The organism is Leisingera sp. (assembly GCF_982940295.1).
The window spans coordinates 132,532-151,464 of sequence record NZ_CEYXRG010000009.1; the positions used below are offsets into that span (position 1 = coordinate 132,532).

13 protein-coding genes and 2 pseudogenes are annotated in these 18,933 nt (G+C 53.5%); 10 read left to right on the plus strand and 5 right to left on the minus strand.

Annotated elements, in window-relative coordinates:
• Positions 1 to 100: 100 nt before the first annotated feature.
• Together AC4HIX_RS10650 and AC4HIX_RS10655 are read right to left on the minus strand one after the other, a co-directional pair.
• Positions 101 to 952 carry a peptidoglycan recognition protein family protein gene (locus AC4HIX_RS10650; RefSeq protein WP_490398964.1) on the minus strand — a complete coding sequence of 284 codons (852 nt, stop codon included), beginning with the start codon at positions 950 to 952 and terminating at the stop codon, positions 101 to 103.
• Positions 953 to 1,736: 784 nt separating this feature from the next.
• Positions 1,737 to 2,670, minus strand: a pseudogene (locus AC4HIX_RS10655) (IS5 family transposase).
• Positions 2,671 to 2,896: 226 nt separating this feature from the next.
• Here AC4HIX_RS10655 and AC4HIX_RS10660 point away from each other — a divergent pair.
• From AC4HIX_RS10660 to AC4HIX_RS10685, 6 genes are all read left to right on the plus strand, one after another.
• On the plus strand, positions 2,897 to 3,094 hold the full coding sequence (locus AC4HIX_RS10660; protein WP_490398965.1) for a hypothetical protein: 198 nt from the start codon (positions 2,897 to 2,899) through the stop codon (positions 3,092 to 3,094).
• A gap of 20 nt (positions 3,095 to 3,114) precedes the next feature.
• Positions 3,115 to 4,884 carry a hypothetical protein gene (locus tag AC4HIX_RS10665; RefSeq protein ID WP_490398966.1) on the plus strand — a complete coding sequence of 590 codons (1,770 nt, stop codon included), beginning with the start codon at positions 3,115 to 3,117 and terminating at the stop codon, positions 4,882 to 4,884.
• A gap of 14 nt (positions 4,885 to 4,898) precedes the next feature.
• Positions 4,899 to 5,996, plus strand: a complete 1,098-nt coding sequence (locus tag AC4HIX_RS10670; RefSeq protein WP_490398967.1) for a type 2 periplasmic-binding domain-containing protein — start codon at positions 4,899 to 4,901, stop codon at positions 5,994 to 5,996.
• Positions 5,997 to 6,573: 577 nt separating this feature from the next.
• Entirely contained in the window at positions 6,574 to 7,029 is a 456-nt protein-coding gene (locus AC4HIX_RS10675) for a MerR family transcriptional regulator (protein ID WP_490398968.1), read from the plus strand.
• A 31-nt stretch (positions 7,030 to 7,060) separates the two neighbouring features.
• Positions 7,061 to 10,141, plus strand: a complete 3,081-nt coding sequence (locus tag AC4HIX_RS10680) for an HsdM family class I SAM-dependent methyltransferase (RefSeq protein ID WP_490398969.1) — start codon at positions 7,061 to 7,063, stop codon at positions 10,139 to 10,141.
• A complete protein-coding gene (locus AC4HIX_RS10685; RefSeq protein ID WP_490398970.1) occupies positions 10,138 to 10,821 on the plus strand; it encodes a hypothetical protein in 684 nt (227 codons plus the stop codon). Before AC4HIX_RS10680 ends, AC4HIX_RS10685 begins: the two co-directional genes overlap by 4 nt.
• Positions 10,822 to 10,928: 107 nt before the next feature.
• Here the strand turns inward: AC4HIX_RS10685 and AC4HIX_RS10690 are convergent.
• A pseudogene (locus tag AC4HIX_RS10690) lies at positions 10,929 to 11,294 on the minus strand (integrase core domain-containing protein); the annotation flags it as partial.
• Positions 11,295 to 11,520: 226 nt separating this feature from the next.
• Entirely contained in the window at positions 11,521 to 12,579 is a 1,059-nt protein-coding gene (locus AC4HIX_RS10695) for an IS110 family RNA-guided transposase (protein ID WP_490398971.1), read from the minus strand.
• A 511-nt stretch (positions 12,580 to 13,090) separates the two neighbouring features.
• On the opposite strand from AC4HIX_RS10695, the gene AC4HIX_RS10700 reads away from it, so the two are divergent.
• The 4 genes from AC4HIX_RS10700 to AC4HIX_RS10715 all read left to right on the plus strand — a co-directional run bounded on the left by AC4HIX_RS10700 (position 13,091) and on the right by AC4HIX_RS10715 (position 17,629).
• A complete protein-coding gene (locus AC4HIX_RS10700) occupies positions 13,091 to 14,656 on the plus strand; it encodes a hypothetical protein (RefSeq protein ID WP_490398972.1) in 1,566 nt (521 codons plus the stop codon).
• Positions 14,656 to 15,075: a hypothetical protein gene (locus tag AC4HIX_RS10705; protein ID WP_490398973.1), complete on the plus strand. Its 420-nt coding sequence runs from the start codon at positions 14,656 to 14,658 to the stop codon at positions 15,073 to 15,075. The genes AC4HIX_RS10700 and AC4HIX_RS10705 overlap by 1 nt, the downstream gene beginning before the upstream one ends.
• A gap of 436 nt (positions 15,076 to 15,511) precedes the next feature.
• Positions 15,512 to 16,620 (plus strand): IS3 family transposase gene (locus AC4HIX_RS10710; RefSeq protein ID WP_154667607.1). Its coding sequence is split into 2 segments (ribosomal slippage): positions 15,512 to 15,767 and positions 15,767 to 16,620, totalling 1,110 coding nucleotides; the frame shifts between segments, so codons are not numbered across the junction.
• Positions 16,621 to 17,305: 685 nt separating this feature from the next.
• Entirely contained in the window at positions 17,306 to 17,629 is a 324-nt protein-coding gene (locus tag AC4HIX_RS10715; protein ID WP_490398974.1) for an H-NS histone family protein, read from the plus strand.
• A 271-nt stretch (positions 17,630 to 17,900) separates the two neighbouring features.
• On the opposite strand, the gene AC4HIX_RS10720 is transcribed toward AC4HIX_RS10715, so the two are convergent.
• On the minus strand, positions 17,901 to 18,917 hold the full coding sequence (locus AC4HIX_RS10720; RefSeq protein WP_490398975.1) for a hypothetical protein: 1,017 nt from the start codon (positions 18,915 to 18,917) through the stop codon (positions 17,901 to 17,903).
• Positions 18,918 to 18,933 lie beyond the last annotated feature (16 nt).

The window sequence follows — 18,933 nt, forward strand, 5'->3', positions numbered from 1 at the left end:
GTCGCCGGAATTACCGAAGAGCATACATTCTTCGGACCGGGTTGCTTGGCATCGTGTTGGCCAAGTGCATAGGATGACCTATAGTCGTTTTCCTCCAAAACTACCAAGGCTTACCGGCATCTTGAAATGCGTCGTAGACCGCCCAGTTCGTAAACGAGGTCCAATATCCAGTTGTAACCTGCCCTCCAGTTTCTTGAAACTCTAACAAGGCTCTTGCAGAGTAATCCCCCCAAAACCCATCCGCGCCCCATGACCCCAAATCATACCCTAAGTCGATCAATGCCTGCTGGCGCTCCTTGACCGAGTTGAATTTTGTCCAAACATCCGGAACGTTGGCATCCGGATATATACCATTGAGTAGTCTTGAAAAATCAAGGCCGCATACATCGCTTTTGTAGCTGGGGCAGATATCATGGTGCCCGTGGTGGTCCCTTGCTCCTATGTGAGGCCATCTTTCGACGATAATTCTTCCAAGTGCGATCATCATTTCGAACTGCTCGTCCGTCCACGGTTGAATTCGCATTTTCCATTCACCGCTCGGATTAACAGTTTCTATCCAATCGACTTCCGCTGGAATTCCGGGTCTCTCGTACCCGATCGCTACAGTTTCGATCCCAATTGTCGCCCTTGAGCCCTTGGTATGTGAATTGGACCTCTCACCATCCCAACGTAAAATCTGGTTCTTTCCGGCATGCCACGAGCGGTCATCCAGAGAAACGTACTGATCGATACCATCACTGTACGAGCGGCCAACACAGTAGTGAGCAGACGCTACGCCTTTTCGCTTCGCATTTGGACCGCCAAGCAACTCACGGCACGACTCTATAGTGTGCCCAGCCGTCCAGTGCCATGTCACTCCTTTGGGTTCGTAATCAGTTCTCTTGGTCCAGCCCCTGCTAACCGAATTGCCACCCCCGAATGGAATGAAATGCTTGTTAAACTCAAAACTCATTACCACCCTCCAATGCTCTACATATTCAGAACCACAGTCATAGATACAGAATGGCGACCCCGCCTCTCCCTTCCCTTTGTCAAAACGCGGTTAAACGTCAAGTCTCGAAAGAGGCGTTTCACGCTCCGCCAACCTTCGCCTCCTCCTATTGGCGCCTAGCGAAAGAAAACTGAATCACCAGAAGCACTACCCAAAAAGATGCAGCCTATTTTCTTCCAGCTTCTGTATTGATAACTCATCTGAAAAATTGGCCCACAACAAATAGAACGCACCTTCCCTGGGAGCAAACTCGCCGTCGTCCCTGCCGGGCGTTCGACTCAGGTTAAACGAATTCTATCACAATATTGTCAATGTGTCTCCGTGGTTGCCGAGTTGATCACCCAAACCGGGTTTCAAAACGTATGCCGGAAGAGATTCCGAGATTCCCGATTATAAAATCGACGCCAATTCAATTGCTTAGGGTCTGGACTTCGGTAACTGGGCCGCCCCAGTCAAGCTGTTTTAGGCAGGCAAATTAATCCGCCAAAGTGGTTTCACCGGTTCTATTCTTGCCCGTCCTGCTTTCTGCGGCGGCTTTTGGTTTAGGCCCTTCGGGTACATGCTTCGGTCCGTGGTCAGCGCGCTGGCTGCCAACATGATGCTGGTTCGATGCATTTACGATGTGCCCATCTCATCGGCGTGCTTAACATGTGTCAGCGACACTCCAGACCACGGCATCATCGGAACCAGGCGTTGTTGCAGAACTCCCTCTTGAGGCCTGACTCCCCCCCTTTCCCCTCTGAATTTAGGCGACGCGTACGATCTTGGCGGCGCCGAGTGCATTGAAGCGGTTGATGAGTGCGATGCGGATGTGGATTTCGGCGGTTTGGTGGTCAGGGTCTCTTGCAGCGATGCGCTCGCCGAAGGCCTTCAAGCAGCGCATCTTTGCCTCGACCCGGCTCCGGGCGTGGTATCCCGTCCAGCGTCTCCAGAAGGCCCGGCCGTAGTGCCGGGTGGCGCGCAAGGTTTCGTTTCTGACCTGTGCCGCCGGGCAGTTTTCTTTCCACGGCCGGCCATTCTTGCGGATAGGGATAATCGGGGCGGCGCCACGCTCGATGGTGGCGGAGTGACAACGGCGCGTGTCATAGGCTCCGTCTGCGGATACGCTGCTGATCTCTTCATCTTTCGGAATCTGATCGAGCAGTTCCGGCAGGACCGGGCTGTCGCCGTCACGGCTGGGGGGTGAATTCGACAGCACGGATGTCAGATGTGGTAGCATCCATCGCAAGATGCACCTTGCGCGATTGGCGCCGTCCCTGAACGCCCTGCTTGCGGGCCTGCTACTCGCCATCGCCAAGGAATTTGATCCCGGCGCTGTCCACCAGCAGGTTCAGCGGCCCATCGGCGCGGCGATACGGGATCTGGACGGCCAGCGCTTTCTGTCGACGGCACAGCGTAGAGAAATCAGGAACGGGCCAGTCCAGCCCCGCCAGTTGCAAATGGCTGGCGACCATTCCGGCGGTCTGCCGGAGGGGCAGCTTGAACAGAACCTTGATCGACAGGCAGAACTGAATCGCCGCGTTTGAGGAGACCGGTGGGCGCCCTGTCCGTCCTTCATGCGGCGCGAGCCAGGTCACCTCTTTATCCAGCCAAATCAGAAGCAAACCGCGCTTCCTGAGCGCATCGTTGTAGCTGGACCAATTCTTTGTACGGTAGCGGGCAGGTGCGGGCTTGCTCATTTGCCCCGTCTAGCCGCATGGATTCGTCATGTGAATCCTTAGCGGTTAGAGTTCTGCAACAACGCCCTCGCGAACGCTAGACGCTTCAATCGTTCTCTGAAAATAGTTGTCGGAATCGAGGGAATTTCAGGCAGAGCGGGATTCACAACCACAATATTCAATTGAGGGTTCAAACTCTTTGAGTTTTGTGCTATGCTGAGTTGTGTCTTTAACGAGGATTGGTCGCATGAAATACATTGCACTTGCCGGTCTAGTCAACGCGTTTGCGGGGGCGCTGTCAGATGAAGTTGCTCCGAGTCAAGAGAGCAAATTCACTGTAGATGCCAAAGTATTCAGAACTCTGATTGGATCCGAGTTCGATTCCGTCGAAAATATTGTCATCGCTGGAACTCCGTGTGATCAGCGCGTCAAGCTTTGCCGTTAAGGTAATCTAGGTGTATATCATTGTTCTTTGAATCTCCCACCTGGGTGGCAAACGTCATCCTGTTTCTTCTTGGCGCGATATCGGTTGGCATCTTCGCACGTCGGCAATTTGAAACACCGACAGAAATAATCGATAGCTCCGGTCCGGATGTTTTGATTTCCGCGCCTGTTAGTGTTCTAGCTGGAAGTAATGCATTTGGAAAAGGCCTGACTTTCTATATAATTATTTTTGAAATAGCTTATGTGATTTTGAGTTCGTCGTCGGTTCTATTGTCACTTGCCCTACAAGCCGCACGTGTCGCTGATCCGGACGTTGTTGGTTTCTTGGATAGTGTGGTACAGACACGTGAAGGAGCAAATGAAGAAATTGCAGGACCTCTAACTGAATCAATCGGCGTCGACTCTGCAATCCCACTGGTTGTCGCCACGCTGATTATTACATTCTCCAGCACGCCGCCTTTTTCCGAAATCGAAGGATTAGTTCGAAGCTTGGCCCACAGCGCCTCAGGGATTCCGCGCAATATTTATTCTGCCATTGAGAAGATTAGGAACTATAAGTTTCTAGCGCCACCGGATAACGCTAGTGCCTCGATAAAGATGGCTAACAACATTGCGCGAAATGCCAAGACGAAGGCGCTTGAAAAAGGACTTGATGAAGTTAATGCCGCGGCGATGGAGCAGGCGCTTGCCAGGCTTTTTTCACTACTTCCATGGGTGGACGGCACACTTGTGCTCTTCACGACACGGTCCCGAAATCGCCTGGCCGTAATTATTAACTCTGTCATTCCTGCGGCAGAGGTACTGAACGCAAAACTCGACTCATTGATAGCGTCCGAAACCGCTACAGACCGAGACTGGGAGAAAATATCGGCAATTTCTACGAAAGCCGCAGAAAACATCAGTGCTGCATTTGGACTACTTGCGATCAACGACTACGGCGCGCGCCCCAGCCAACCCGCGCCTATGGTCTCGGAACTGCTAAAGGAAATTGAATCCGTAAACGAGCCAAAGTCCCTTAATGCAGTGATCGGAACCCTTATCTGGGGAACGCTGCTTGCTGCGGGTATGACTTTTCTAATTCGAACAGGGTCAAACTATTATGAGAGGATATTCAGCTCTTCTTCAGCAGACTTTCACATTGCCTCGGTACTTTACAATTGGCAAGGCTCAGAATTTAGATCTGCACTCGAATTCGGACTCACCAGTACATTTATTGATGTATTTTATAACGCAACGATTTTCGGGGTGGCTGCTCTAACCGCGCTAAGCCTGCGTTCAAATCGACTGGAAAATAAGCTTTGGAAATCATACTCCGGAAAAGGTACTCACTATTTCCAGTACACAACTCTATCACTTCTCACGACATTTATTGTCGTACTCCCCTTTTACCTCGTAGTTTCAGCGCTTATCGAGGCGCTGCCGAGCTTTCAAGTCGGGGGATGGAGTAGCGGAATTCACGCCATGCAAACGACCTTGGAGCTGAAGAGTCTTTGGGACAATTTACCTTCTATAATTATCGGCCTTCCAATTATTTGGAGCGTATTCAAATTCACAGACCTTGTGGAGCTATCGAAAGAAAAGAGGATTTTCTTCAAACACTACGCTACAGCAATCGGGTTCCTACTAATATTCGTGATGTTGGCAGAGGGCGGGTTGACGGAAGGTCAATCGGTCGTTTCCAGCGGAATAGTAGGGGAATTCTCTATCGATGCTTCAGTATCATTTTTCTGCCACTCCGCATTTCTGGTTGTTCTTTCCAGAATGATTTTGAAGCAAAATTCTGAAACGTAGGATGTGTAAGCTGAATGAATGCAAGAATTTCGATATTTTTGACGCTATGGGTACTTTGGCACCCAGCGCCGAACTTTGCCGAACCACTTAACTATCCCGAAATCCGGGTGGGTGTCAGATTCGATGCCTCGCCGTTTTCACACAGGCGAACTCTAAGTCCCTCAGAAAATCTGGACGACTATGGCGGATATGTCGTCGAGATTTGTCGTGAGGTTCTTGACCAAGTAGTTCAGTCGCCGCCATTTAGAGGCTCCTCAATTCGTGCAGTTGAGGTCTCGGCATCCGACAGATTTCAACCGTTGAATGTTGATGGCGACTTTCAACCGTTGAATGTTGATGGCGACGTCGATTTATTGTGCGGCCCAGCTAGTATAACTGTAGACCGTTTGAAGAAATATAATGTGTCCATGCCAGTCTACCTAACCGGCGTTGCATTCGCCAGCTTACGAGCAACAGGCGAACTGGCCCCTTTTCCAAACGGTCTGGTTTGCGACAAATCAATTGTTGGGTATGTCTCAAATACAACGGCCGAATTCCCAGGTCTCGAGACATTTGCCGAATCAACGCCATTCATACGATTTGGAACTGCGTTGAAGTACTTGTTGAAAAACGCTCCTATTTCGGAAGGTGGTGGGTATCAAGAAGGATACTTTCAATCATTTGTTGGGACCACGCCCGATCAAGAGTCATTTCAGGATGTCTGCAATAGTACTCTTGAAGTTCCTCCAGTGCGTGAGTTCAGTGACCATCAAACCGGATTGAGGGCTTTTTGTGCCAAAGAGGTTTTGTTTTACATTGCTGATATAGATATCATTTCAGAGTATGTCCGCAGTCATCCGGACGAGTGTGACGTAACACTTGAGCGAAATGTGTTTTTTCTGGAGAATTATGGGATTTACTTTAGGACATATCAGGACTTCGCTTCCATACTTGGCGATGAGTACGCAATGAAGTCTCTACTTCTCTACGCGGCTTTCAATCGACGACTCTTGGAGCGCTTGAGATTTGGTGTGGGCGTGTTTGAACGGGCTTACAAAATGACATTTGATGATCGCACACGAACCGCCGCTCTTGATCGTTTTTTTCGCAGCGCTTCGTTCGGTCTTAGATGAAGCAGCGATCGGTATAGCCAAAATTTGTCGGTAGCTATGCGGGCCTCCTGATATGATGGCACTTAGATAACTAACCAGAGAGAGAGTTGTCGAATCTTCCCACAGATTATAGTTTTCGGCAGTTAGGCTGTTATGCAACCATTGGCGCAGCTGCAACGAAAGCCCAATTTGTCCGGCACAGCAAACCTTGGCTTGTCACCTGTCAACGGCGGCGCAAAATCCAGCCACGGGGCGGAGCAAAAGTCGGCCAGTCTGGGCGTGACCGGCGCCTTGGCAAACGCGCTCCCCACATAGCTGTCGGTTGCCAAGGCGCCTTGGTCCGTTAGGACCAAGTCCAGGCTTGGTTCAGGAGTTTTCCCGAACTTGGCGATGCGATCAGACACTTCGATTCAGCTTTAATAGAGACCACGCGTCGAACAATGGGCAGATTCACATCCCAAAAGAACGCTAGAGGACATGTATTTCGAAACTTGTCACACAAGCGAACGCAACGTCCCACACATGCGGTTTAGGCGTATTTACCTCTTTAAACGGGTATGATACCCGTTTCCCTATCGGCTAAGGGGGCCGCACGATAATGAAGCTGGTCCAGACTGCAGAAGTACTTAAGCTTACGGGGCTGTCCGCAGATCAGCTCCGCGAATGGACCATACGTCGAGGCCTTATCCAACCTGATGTCGCTCCAAGTGGGTCCGGAACCAGGGCGAAATTTACTTGGCAGACGGTTCTCCTTCTGCGGATCGCGGTGGTGTTGCGCGAGACATTTCATGTCGAACTTCAGGCACATCGAGACCTGTTTATTGCACTTAACGCATGCCTGTCGAAAGCCTCTTTTCCAGCACTTAGGGGTGCGGTTCTTCTGATCCGGGCGCAAGGTGGTTTCGAGTTGGTTCTCGCTGGAGAAAGAGCTGCATTGACCGGCGATCGGCTAATGTTGGAACTCGACCCACATCTCAATGTTCTTTCGGATGGTTTCGGGATGGTAAAGCCTTTGCAACAGCTAACACTTTTCCCAGTCATGGCCCTGCGATGACCAACCTTGCTCACATCGAAGAAATAGCACAATGACCGCGCTAGAGACTTGGCTCGACGAGCTCGCCTATACTGACTTTCCCGACGAACTCTTCGTCGCTGGAGCTTCCATCGGCACGCGCGCCTATGCTGCGGAGATCGAGGAGATGCTCGCGCCGGATCGTGGGATCGGTGCATCGGCCGTATTCTGCGTCGAAGAACAGCCTACGGTCTGCTTTGTCGATGCGACGACCCTTGGGGCCGCTCGAGAAGAGAGGATTGAACAGATCCGGCAGCGGGTTTGGAATCAAAACCTCGTATCTGTTGTCCTCGTACTCGATAACTCGACGCTTAGCGCCTACGCAGTCACCAATCGAGACGCGGAACCTGAAGTTCTTTCCGCGCCAAAGGTTGGCCTATCCGGTCGGTGGTCAGCCTACGAGTTCCATTCGGGCTTCGTTAAGGACCGGCTGTCGACCTGGTTTGCACCAGATGAGCGGGTCGATCAGCGCCTCCTGCTCAACCTTCGTCAGGTCGTTAAGAAACTGGTCGACGGCGGTCTGGTTGATACCCAAGCCGAGGCCCTGATGGCCCAGGTCATCTTTCTGTGCTATCTTGAACAGCGCGGCATTGTTGGGGACACCTATCGCGCGGCTCACGATCTAAACACGCTTGAGAGCTATTTCAACCAACGGGATGGGGAGGGTATTGACCGCCTACTCAGCCAACTCGGCGCTGACTTCAATGGCGACTTCCTCCGATCCGCTGATGGTGGCGCGCCGCTATGGTCGACCTTGCGGAAAGAGAGCTTTGACCCAATCCTCGATTTCCTTGATGCTGTCGACTCTGAAACTGGCCAAGGCTCATTCTGGCGCTACGACTTCAGCCATATCCCAGTCGAGCTCATCTCAGGGATTTACGAGACCCTGCTGAAGGAACGCCAGCGTAAAAGAGGTGCCTACTACACGCCCAGACATCTCGCCAACCTAGTCGCCGACCAGGCCTTCGAAGCTTTTGCAGATCCCTCGTCCTGCACCGTCTACGACGGCGCTTGCGGCTCTGGCATACTACTGACGACGGCGTTTCGAAAAATGCTCCGCCATGCTGAGGTTCGGACCGGTCGACGGATGCGGTTTTCGAAGCGCGTTGAGCTGATGCAGCGAACCATCTTCGGCAACGACATCGACGAGACCGCGTGCTGGATCACGGCCTTCAGCCTCTACCTATCGCTCCTTGAGGGACTTGAGCCGCTCGACATCTCGCTTCTCCAGAGCGCAGAAACACTGAAACTTCCCCAGCTCGTCGGTCGCGGCCTAAATATCCAGAAGGGCGAGAGGCTAGGCGATTTCTTCTCGCCGACGAATCCATTTGCCGGGAAGGAACGGTTCGATATTTTTCTGTGCAACCCGCCCTGGCGGGAGACCGGCGAAGGTGAGGACCCAACCTGGGAGTACTGGGCCAATGAGCAAACACCGCCCTACCCGATAGGCCGTCGCCAGATTGCGTCGGGTTTCGCATACCGAGCCACGCGATGCGTCAAGCCAGGGGGCGTTATCGCCCTGATCCTACCCCTTAACCTGGTGATCGGCGCTACGAAGCAATCGAGCTCGTTCCGCCAACGTTGGCTTGAAGACGTCTGCATCGAGCGTATCATCAATTTCGGCGACGTCCGCCGCCTGCTGTTTCCAGCCGCCAAGCATCCTTGCGCAGTCGTCCGGGTGCGCTCACGCTCAAAGGACGAGTGCGTGATCGCCCTCGGCGACGAGGCGGTGGAATACTGGACGCCGAAGACCGACGTGAGTCTCGCCCTTGGTCGCTTGGCTTTGCACGCCGCGGACCAAAAGATACTCACGGCCCGCGAGATATATGAAAAGCCGTACGCCTTAATCTCGAGCTACTGGGGTGAGCAGCGCGATCTTGCCCTGTTGCGCCGCCTCCGGCGACTCGGGACTATTGGCGACGTGATGACAGGCCGCGAGACACCTTGGGTATCGGCGAAGGGCTTCCACGCGCCTAACCAGCGCAATAAAGATCGATCACTGGGCGCTCTGGAGGACCTTGACCTCCTCACAACGAAGCGCCTTCCAGATGACCACCCCATCATTGGCGCCGATGCGCAGCTCGAGCGGGTCAAGGACAACTACGTTGTGGTAGCTAGCCCCGGTGGCGCGAACACGCGCCTCTATCATGGGCCTAGGGTGCTCTTTCCCGACGGGCTCTCTGGGACCTATGCAGTGCGGGCAGTCTACACAGACGTCCCCTTTGCCTTTACTTCATCGATTGGGGCCATCGGCGGGCCGACGGTGGATGCCAATCTAATTAAGTTACTGTGCGCCTATCTTCGCTCGCCTCTAGCTTCTTATCTCCTCATCATGACGGGCTATTCCGTCATCGGCGAGCGGCCTCGCATCGCCCTCGAAGATGTTGAAGCTTTCCCGTTCTGCGACCCAAAGAACCATCCCAACCCTAAAACAGCGAACACCATCATTTCTAAGGTCGCCGACATCACTGATCGCATCGCCCAAACTCAAGAGTTCCATCGGAGCCACGCCTATGAGGCGGCCAAGCAGAAGCTCGACAAACTTGTCTTTGATTACTTCCAGCTAACCACTTCGGAACGTGTGCTCGTGGAGAATGCGGTTGACGTCATCGCAACTTCAATCCAGCCGGGGGACTATAGCCGCATTTCGACCCCTCTCCTTCACCGCTCCGAAAATGACGAGATTGACGCATATGTGAAGACACTTGCCAGGGAGCTCGGCGACTGGCGTGAGCGTGACGGGGGTGCCGGATCTCTAAATATTAGCGCGTTTGTCGACGGTCCTTCGGGCTTCTTCGGTGCCGTGCGCATTCAAGCCACGCGCGCAAAGCTTGATCATGCTCAAGTTGATTCATCGGCACATGCATTCAAAGAGCTTTTGGGGGACCTTCATGCCAGCCTCGCGGCGCAGGCCGGGCGAGTAGGCTACGACGATCTCTTCAAGATCCCCAGCGTTATGGTAGTCGCAGGGGATTCTTTCTACATTGTGAAACCTCTACGCCGCCGTTTTTGGATGCCACGGGCTGCCCTTAGCGACGCCGACCGCGTCGTGAAGACCGTCCACGCTGCTGCTTGGAAAAGATCTTATTCATGACATCGATTCCTAACGAAGACTGGATTGACATCTTTCCAGGGCCACGAGTCCCAGATGTACTCGAGTACGTCGCTGGCACTTGGTCTCATTTACAAAAAACCGTCGCCCCAGCCGTCGGATTCTGTCACGGCGAGACAGATCTGACGGATAACCTGTGCGAGGCACTCGAGAATGCTGAGCGACGGCGCGCACATCGCATGGACTGCGATTTCCAGGCCGAGACTTGGGAGCTACGGCGCAATCCCGATGGGACGACGAGTCGGATCGCCCGTGCCGACATTCGCGTCATGCTCGGAGTGCCTGGGACGCCTCATTTGGTCATTGAGTTCAAGAAACTCGATGGCACTGCCGATAACCGTTGGCGATATTGCTTCGATGGGGTGAGCCGGTTCGTCGAGGGCAAATATTCGATTGGGCATTCGTTCGGAGTGATGTGCGGTCTGACCCCACGCGACCTTGATGATGAAGCTAACGAGCTTGCCGCGTATGTTGCCAAGAAGGCATCTGACAAAAAGTTGCGCTGCATCGTCGATACGAACGGTGATGTAGTCACTGTGCCCTCAATTCTTGATCCCCTCGGAGCCAAGTTTGAGACTAACCACGATCGTACAGGTGTTGGGACCGGCACCCCAATCCTAATCCTTCACACCCTCTTGTCCTGCCCTTATCCACCGACCTAACCTTACCGCAGGTCACACCGTCGACGCGTGACCTGCTGCCCGGAAACTGGACCAACCGAAGCTGGAATTTTCCAATTTTGGAGCTCACCCCATATCTGGTCCGGGCTTCATGCGACCTTTCGGGCTTCCTTCAGTTGGGCCGCAAATGCGCACGGCGTCAAGTTTCCGAGCGAAGAATGCGGCCTGGTTTCGTTGTAGTCAGCTTTCCAATCGTTGATCCGTGTGCGGGCATCATCCATGGACAGGAACCAGGATGCATTGAGACATTCCTGGCGCAGCCGGCTGTTGAAGGCTTCGATATGGGCATTATCTGTTGGCTTGCCAGGTCTGGAGAAGTCCAGGACAACATTTTTCTGGTAGGCCCACAGATCCAGATCACGAGAGACGAACTCCGATCCTTGGTCGACGCGGATCGACTTTGGATACCCGCGAAAAAAAATGTCCCGTTGAGTAACGTCGGCCCATTTGTATGTACCGGCTGCTGTTCGCAAATGATTTCTGGCATGTTCTCGGAATTCGCTCATATGTATCCGGCCTGTTGATCGACACGCGGGTCGTGGCCTTGTTGGGGTTACGCTCGCACCGTGATCTCATTACCGGACAAGTCATTGTCGACTATTTGGGCCGTCAGATTCTGTGGGCGTAGTATTTCCGTTCCATGCTTTCGATCTGTCGCGAACTCCTTTGGGTCGCTTCGGCTCAGACGCCGATAGCAACCTCGTCTCTTTGCGCATCAAACGCAGTTTTGTGTCTCAGTATGCTCCAGGCCATGCGCGCCAGTTTATTGGCAAGCGCGACGGCGGCCTTGTTTCGATGCATGCGGTCGCAAGCGCGCGCCAGCCAATCGCCAAAGCTGAAGTCGGGCCAACGATGCGGTCGCATCATGATGATCTTCGCCGCCTGAACGAACAGCATCCTCAGATATCGACTGCCGCGTTTGGAAATGCGCCCTAACACCGTGCGACCGCCGGTGCTGTATTGCCTTGGAACCAATCCCACCCAAGCCGCAAAGTCACGTCCTCGATCAAAGGCCTCACCTTCCCCAATCGCCGCAACCATTGCTGTGGAAATCATTGGGCCAATGCCTGGAACTGTCATGACGTTGACGCAGTTCTCTTCAGTGCGACTGATCTCTTCGACCTCCTGCGACACCTTGTCGATGCGATCGTCCATCCACATCCAGTCACCGTAAAGACCGATCAGGATCGACCGCATGCGCGGCGATATCTCGTCCTTGCGCTCCTCCAGGATCGCTTCGAATGAATTCTTCAGCGCACGCAGGCCTTTGCGCACTGTGATACCCTGTTCGATAAGAAAGGCCCGGATCTGATTGATCGTGGCAGTCCGACGTGACACCAGACGCGATCTGACCCGGTGCAGGGCTTGAAGGTCGAGCTGATCCTGGCTCTTCTCGGACACGGTTTGGAGGTTGGGCCGAAGCGCGGCTTCGGCAATTGCCTCTGCGTCGTTGTAGTCGTTCTTCTGACCTTTGTTGAAAGGCTTCACATAGATTGCGGGGATGATCCGGGGCTCAAAGCCCATCTCGCGCAGCGTCCGGCTGACAAAGTGAGCGCTCAGGCACGCTTCCATGCCTACGATACATCGAGGCAACTTCGCGAATGTCGCGACCAGCGCCAGCCGCTTGATCTGTTGGCGGAGGACGCGCTGTCCCGACAGATCGAAACCTACAATGTGAAAGGTGTCCTTGCCGATATCGATGCCTATCGACATCAGCTCATCAAAGTCGTTCTTCGCCATGCTACTTCTCCGATTTGCAGAAATAGGCAAAGCCTAACCTGCTGGGTGAAGCAGCCGGTACATCCCATTACCGGACAAGGATCGGCGCTGGCTTTGCCGCATTGCAGCTTCAACGAAGCAGACTTTCGCTGCCAGCGCAAAAACGTGACGTTCAAATCCAAATCCTATGGGACAAACCAAACATTTTACGAGAAACACCTAGTGGCCCTCAAGGTCTACTAGGCCAACGTATGTCCATCCAGAAGGCAGAAGTTCCCAAAAACCATGCAAATGCGCGAGCGCATAGACATCAAGAAGGTTAGAAAAAGAAGCCTCCAACGTGCCTCGGATCGAGAATCTGCATCTTTTCTCGGTCGCCAACAAAGGATGCGAACTTCATGTTCGGCACACAAGGCGTGCCATTTGTACCACGATCGCCGGGCCTCACCTCGCATTTCATAGTGTTGACGGGCATCATGACGATGGCTAGCCTCAGCATATTACTCCGAAGTCTAGTTTCAGGTGATCTCACATGAAGCCGCTGAAGTATCTATCCTTTTCACCGAAAAACAAATTGCGGGTTTGGCTCCTGGCATTGTTGAACACACTAATCGCCACCACTTTGCTGGCAGAAGAACGTGTCTCCGAGTGGCAATGTTTGTTGCCTGGTGCCCCTAGCCCGAGAATTTTGGAGATCATTTATGATGGTCCCAATGATGTGCCTTGTCAGGCCTTCGATCGGAAAGGGTTTTCAAACAAAAGAATAGCAAACTACCAGAACACATCAGGTCAGTGCGAAAGACACGTAAATCAACTTGTCGAGGTTCTCGAGGCCGGCGGCTATGGCTGCATAACCCCAGGAGCGAGGACGTATCGGGTCAGCGGCTGGCATGAGGCGGAACAGTATTCACCTTACTACTACTCGTTCATGCACCTAGAGTTTGAGGGCGACTATGTATCGGGTGTCTTGCGACCCCTACTTGGCGACACAACAAAGCCCCATCGCATCACCGGCTCATACGTGGACGGACATGGCATCAAAATTAGAATCCTCGACGATTTTGGCCCCTCTGATTTTGACTACTCCGAAGTGGTGTGGGAATTGGACGGAGATATCGAGAATGGTTTCAATGGGTCGATTTCGCTAGCTCCTGAGCCGCCGGGCGGCTTTAGTCAAAGAGATATGACGATCTACCAAACAGAATGCGGCCCTCACTATCGTGTGATTGGGCTGCACTACTCGTTTTCCAACAGTCGACCGCCAGACTTGGCCAAACTGGCCGCAGCTATTGATAGCCAACCCTTGATGTTTGATACCGTGGTCGAGTCTTTCTTGTTTACAGGAGAGACTGACAGTCGCGGCGATCCAGAAAGGGAATTCGTCGAGCGTCCGCTCGGTGAGATTGTTTCAAACCATTACGCCTTCTTTGCCGGTAGTTTTGAGGAGCGTAAGCTGATGTTCGAGAGATTGGATCGGGCTAATCCAACCGAAAATGCAGCGGTTTCATATTTAATCCCAGACGGCATGGAAACCAAACTAGTTCAAGCTATGCGCCGAACTGATCTATTTGGATGGGTAAACCTGAGAATGGGGGTCTGTGGTATCGTCGACAGTAATGCCTTTGTATTTCCTGCAGCTTCAACCTTCCTGGCGTCGTTAGACGAATTGGCCTTCATCACCGCATTTGGGAACCAATTAGAAGATCACTTTCGGCGATCATCGAATGGCTATGGGTACCGAGTAGGTAGAGCGGAATATGACCTTTTTGACGATGCACCCATGTCTGGTGTCGCGGTCTTTCCGGTGGCCGCTACATCGGAAGCTGTCCGAGATGAGCCGGGAAATTGGGACTCGTTTGACGCCACAATCCGATTCTCGTTGAATGGCAACATGGAGTTGCGAGTTGAGCTTTGGGCAGATGACGCAAAGACGGTCAGGCGGGGTGGCAGCACCGACGTGCCGCCATCAAGTTTCTTTCGCACTGACCTTGCGCGGGAGGAACGCCGAATTGCCGATGTCATTACTTTGCAATTACTGGCTTGGTGCAAAGATGTGTCCTCCACGACACTTGATGACCACTGCCGCGTGACCAGATGATGAGATATGGGGCGCTCAAAGCGTGGGTTGCAGGTTTGCTAGTATTTGGGCATTTGGCAGTATTCTGTGCTTGTTTTGCTCTTTTTGTCACCGCTCCGATTGAGTTTCCTGATGTTCTCCAACTTGCCCTCTCGGCAATACCTGTCCTTGGCGCGTCCGCAGTGTTGGCGTTTAGGGACATCTTGGCCAACCCAGCTGGTTGGAGAATGGGGCGCAAAGTATCAGGTGTTTTCCTCGCTGTAACGTTGACGTTTCCACTAATGATGTACTTTCTAGTGTTCTTTTGCCTATCGGGAATCTATTTTCAATGGCAGTCTTTTGGCCCAGAGAATGTGAAGATAGCAGTTGCTGGGATAGAAGGTTTCTTTGGTATTTATGTTGGCGCTATTGCTACTACTTTCTTCGGCTCGAACGAGTAGACCGCTTTGAGTTGGCAGGCCCAGTTCTATACTCAGCAAATACGACGAGCATGAATTCGATGTTACCAGTTCATGAATCTTTGGTTGATGCCAGCAACTCGAATCGTTGAAATATCGAACTTCGATGGACACCGCCCCCCGGTACGAAGGGAGGCTAGGGAAGAGGATAATCATCTAATTTCATATTCTAAGTCGTTGCGCTAGACATCTAACCCAGATGGAACGGCCCATAGCCAACCTCTGGCGCCAAATTGGAATGCTGCAGTTGCAACCCGTATCGCCGAAGTTCGCTGCAGGCGTAAAAAAGAGAAAGTAACATCGCCAGTTCGGATTGATAGTTATGAGACAAAGGGCGCAATTTAAGATGTTAGTGACGTGCTCCCCTGAAATGTCCTCGCTTTGAGGTTAGCCTGTTCTCCAACTGAGGAGACAGACGATGAAAAGAAGCCGGTTCAGCGAAGAGCAGATCATAGGCATTCTGAAGGAGCACCAGGCCGGTTTGGGCGCGAAAGAGTTGTGCCGCAAGCACGGCATCAGCGATGCGACCTTTTACAAGTGGCGGTCGAAATATGGCGGCATGGAAGTTTCGGATGCCCGGCGGTTGAAGGCGCTGGAGGCCGAGAACGCCAAGCTGAAGAAAATGCTGGCGGAGCAAATGCTTGATGTCGCCACGCTGAAAGAGATGCTTGGAAAAAACTTCTGAAGCCCGGTTCAAGGAGACGCGCCGTGGACTGGGCCATGAAAGAGAAAAGCTACTCGCAGCGGCGGGCTTGTGCGCTGGCCGGGATCGATCCGCGTGTGTACCGGCGGCGGCCGGTCAGGCCGGAAGACAAGGACCTGCGGCACCGGCTGCGTGAACTGTCTGGTGAGCGCAGGCGGTTTGGCTATCGGCGCCTGCACATTCTTCTGAAGCGGGAAGGCTGGGAGGTGAACTGGAAAAAGCTCTATCGCATCTACCGGGAAGAGGGGCTGACGGTGCGCAAACGGGGCGGCCGCAAGCGCGCAATCGGAACCAGGGCGCCTATGGCGATCCCGCAGGGGCCGAACCAGCGGTGGTCGCTGGACTTCGTCTCAGACACGCTCTCGGACGGGCGCCGGTTCCGTATTCTGTGTGTGATCGACGACTTCAGCCGGGAATGCCTGGCTACTGTCGTGGACACATCTCTGTCGGGCCTGCGTGTCGCCAGGGAACTGGACAGGATCGCGGATTTGCGTGGCTATCCCTGCTTGGTGGTGTCCGACAATGGCACCGAACTGACCAGCAACGCGATCTTGAAATGGCAGCAGGACCGGCAGGTCGAATGGCACTACATCGCGCCCGGCAAACCGATGCAGAACGGCTTCGTGGAGAGCTTCAATGGCCGTTTTCGGGATGAGTGCCTGAACGAGCACTTGTTTGCGAGCCTGCGCCATGCCTGTCACCTGATCCACGCCTGGCGCGACGACTACAATCACCACCGCCCGCATTCGAGCCTCGACGGGCTCACCCCGCGGGAGTATCACCAACGGTCAAGAGAGGACCAAACCCTGAACAGAGCTAACTGAAAAACGCGGACTCCAAGGGGAGCACGTCATTAGTAGCCTCCAAGAATGGCGTCAGGGTGGACGCAAGAAATGCCATACGGGGTGAAGAGCACCGCTGCCCCGCCTGCAATGCCGAAGTCGTTTTGAAGCGTGGGCGTCAGTTGGAGGGAGCAAAAGCACGCATTCAATTGAAGTCCGCCGCAAAAAGGCCGTTAGCCTTTTTTTCGACTGATTTCCTTGGGGAGTTCGAAGGTTCTTTTTTTAGGAATTGCCAAGCTTCTTTCTCGGACGCAATTTGCATCCAAGCCTATGACACAATGGGGTGAACGAAGCACACCTTTCAGACCGAAGCAGTTCCTGTTCTGACCATACCAACGTAGGTCTCCTTTAGGCTGTGGCCAATGTGCTGTGATGACGAGACCAACCGAACAGATCAATGGCAGCAATTTGCTATTGAGCGGCCCAATGCGCTTGCAGCATCCAAGCGCGGAGCCGACGACAGCAGTGGGCTCGAACGCCGTCTGCGTTCTCTGCATTCCAGGAAAGACCGAAGCATCTGCTCAGTACCCAAACGAGCACTTTCAACTGATTTCGGGATTAGCATCGGCGCAGTTTACCGTATCTAATTCACATGTGTAAACTCAGCGACTTGCCTCAAATGAGTTTATCTGCTTTGACCGTACTAAACTGAAAACACAGGTGATACATGGCAATTGATCTGAACGGGCTGAATGCCGCTGAGCTGGAAGCGCTGGCTAAGGAAATCGAAACCCGCAAAGTGGAAGTAGAGAAAGAGGCGAAACAAAGCGCGTATGCCGAAATGCTCGCCATTGCGGAGAAACACGGCGTGTCCTTTGAGGAAGTTGTTGCTCTGCATGGTGGCAAAGGCCGTAAATCAGGCGCAAAGGCACCGGCCAAATACGCTAATCCCGCAGATCCGTCCCAAACCTGGAGCGGCCGCGGTCGCAAGCCTGCATGGATCCACGAAGCATTGGAAGCTGGGAAGTCCATCGAGGATCTTGAGATCTGAAGCGGCCGCCCGCCTGCTGCGTCTGCTCCGGCGAGTATGCTTATTGAGAGCCTGAAACCCGCTGGCGGCGCCCAACCGCCGCGCAACTCCCTGATTGGCAATTAGAACCGGCTGAGCAGAAAGTAAGATCTACTCGGATCAACTGTTGGCTATAGCTCGACCTGCCGACTTCAGTCGTGTTGTGGCCTCGTAAGCTGCATAGGCGCGCAGATGTGGAAGCCGTGGCGCGGGAAGAACTGAACGGGTTCTCGGCAGAAGGGAAATTCTATCTCTAGTCGGCTATCGGAGGCGTGTCAGCAGCGGGCGCTTGCAACTCTCTCAGACCTTCCAAAATCGTCGCCGCTGTCGCTTCATCTGACGCGGCGATAGAATCGATCAGACGTTGCGTCTGCACCGCGTCAGCGGCCTGCAACGCAACAATCTCAGTCTGTAGACCGATGACCGTTTGTTGAAGGACTTCCGCCTCACGATTGGGCAAATAAGCATTGGCTGCGATTTGAGCACCAAACACCAGAATTGGAATGAGCACCGCAGCCCACATGGCCTTCTTTCCAAGCCCAATTGCGTCCGCAGCCGCTTCATCGTTCTTGGACGCCGCTTCTTTGAAGTCTTTCAAGAATTCCGCCGCCGCCAATTGAAGCTCTGTCGCTGTTTGGGCAGACGTTTCGGCAACGTGTGAGATTTGGTCAAAGCGATGTTCAATGCGCTCAAGACGCTTGTTTGTCTCGACTAGAGGGGTTTCCGGTATGTGAATATCCCGCAAGGCAGGGGCCATTTCTAACCGATCACGATGCATCTGGTCCAACGTGCTTTGTTGCTCTGCGATACCGGCAGCAATGCGCGAAAAGGACGTATCTTCACCGATACCCAGCCCACGCATCCGGTCTTGCAAACCAGATGCTGCTAACGCGGCTGCACCCGTAGCCCCGGTAAGGCTGTCCATGTATCCGTCTGGCAGGACGCCAAGCGCTTTCCTTGCTTCCTCTATTGTCGTCCCTTCGGCACTAAGGTGATCCATAACTCCTGCGCCCGTTTGGGCAGACAACTGATCTTGAATACCACTTGTCTCCAAGCCGCTCATGGCTTCTCTGACTTGTTCATGGACGCCGCCAATCCCACTGGCTTTAATTGCGTCCTGTAGGCTGTTCACGGACCCGATCGCTTCTTGCAAGGCGCTTACGCCACCGACACCCCGCAATACACCCGCCATGACGGCGCTGCCTTCCGCCATTTCTTTGAACTGTTCTCTCAACCGCTCATCCGCCGCCGCGCGTTCCTCATCGCTCATCGTCTATCCCTTGCCA

What these genes read in the sequence shown, in the direction of transcription:
- AC4HIX_RS10660 (WP_490398965.1), top strand. Translation starts at nt 2,897, where the DNA reads ATGAAATACATTGCACTTGCCGGTCTAGTCAACGCGTTTGCGGGGGCG.
- AC4HIX_RS10675 (WP_490398968.1), top strand. Translation starts at nt 6,574, where the DNA reads ATGAAGCTGGTCCAGACTGCAGAAGTACTTAAGCTTACGGGGCTGTCC.
- AC4HIX_RS10650 (WP_490398964.1), bottom strand. Translation starts at nt 952, where the DNA reads ATGAGTTTTGAGTTTAACAAGCATTTCATTCCATTCGGGGGTGGCAAT.
- AC4HIX_RS10715 (WP_490398974.1), top strand. Translation starts at nt 17,306, where the DNA reads ATGGCAATTGATCTGAACGGGCTGAATGCCGCTGAGCTGGAAGCGCTG.
- AC4HIX_RS10720 (WP_490398975.1), bottom strand. Translation starts at nt 18,917, where the DNA reads ATGAGCGATGAGGAACGCGCGGCGGCGGATGAGCGGTTGAGAGAACAG.
- AC4HIX_RS10680 (WP_490398969.1), top strand. Translation starts at nt 7,061, where the DNA reads ATGACCGCGCTAGAGACTTGGCTCGACGAGCTCGCCTATACTGACTTT.
- AC4HIX_RS10700 (WP_490398972.1), top strand. Translation starts at nt 13,091, where the DNA reads ATGAAGCCGCTGAAGTATCTATCCTTTTCACCGAAAAACAAATTGCGG.
- AC4HIX_RS10685 (WP_490398970.1), top strand. Translation starts at nt 10,138, where the DNA reads ATGACATCGATTCCTAACGAAGACTGGATTGACATCTTTCCAGGGCCA.
- AC4HIX_RS10705 (WP_490398973.1), top strand. Translation starts at nt 14,656, where the DNA reads ATGAGATATGGGGCGCTCAAAGCGTGGGTTGCAGGTTTGCTAGTATTT.
- AC4HIX_RS10695 (WP_490398971.1), bottom strand. Translation starts at nt 12,579, where the DNA reads ATGGCGAAGAACGACTTTGATGAGCTGATGTCGATAGGCATCGATATC.
- AC4HIX_RS10670 (WP_490398967.1), top strand. Translation starts at nt 4,899, where the DNA reads ATGAATGCAAGAATTTCGATATTTTTGACGCTATGGGTACTTTGGCAC.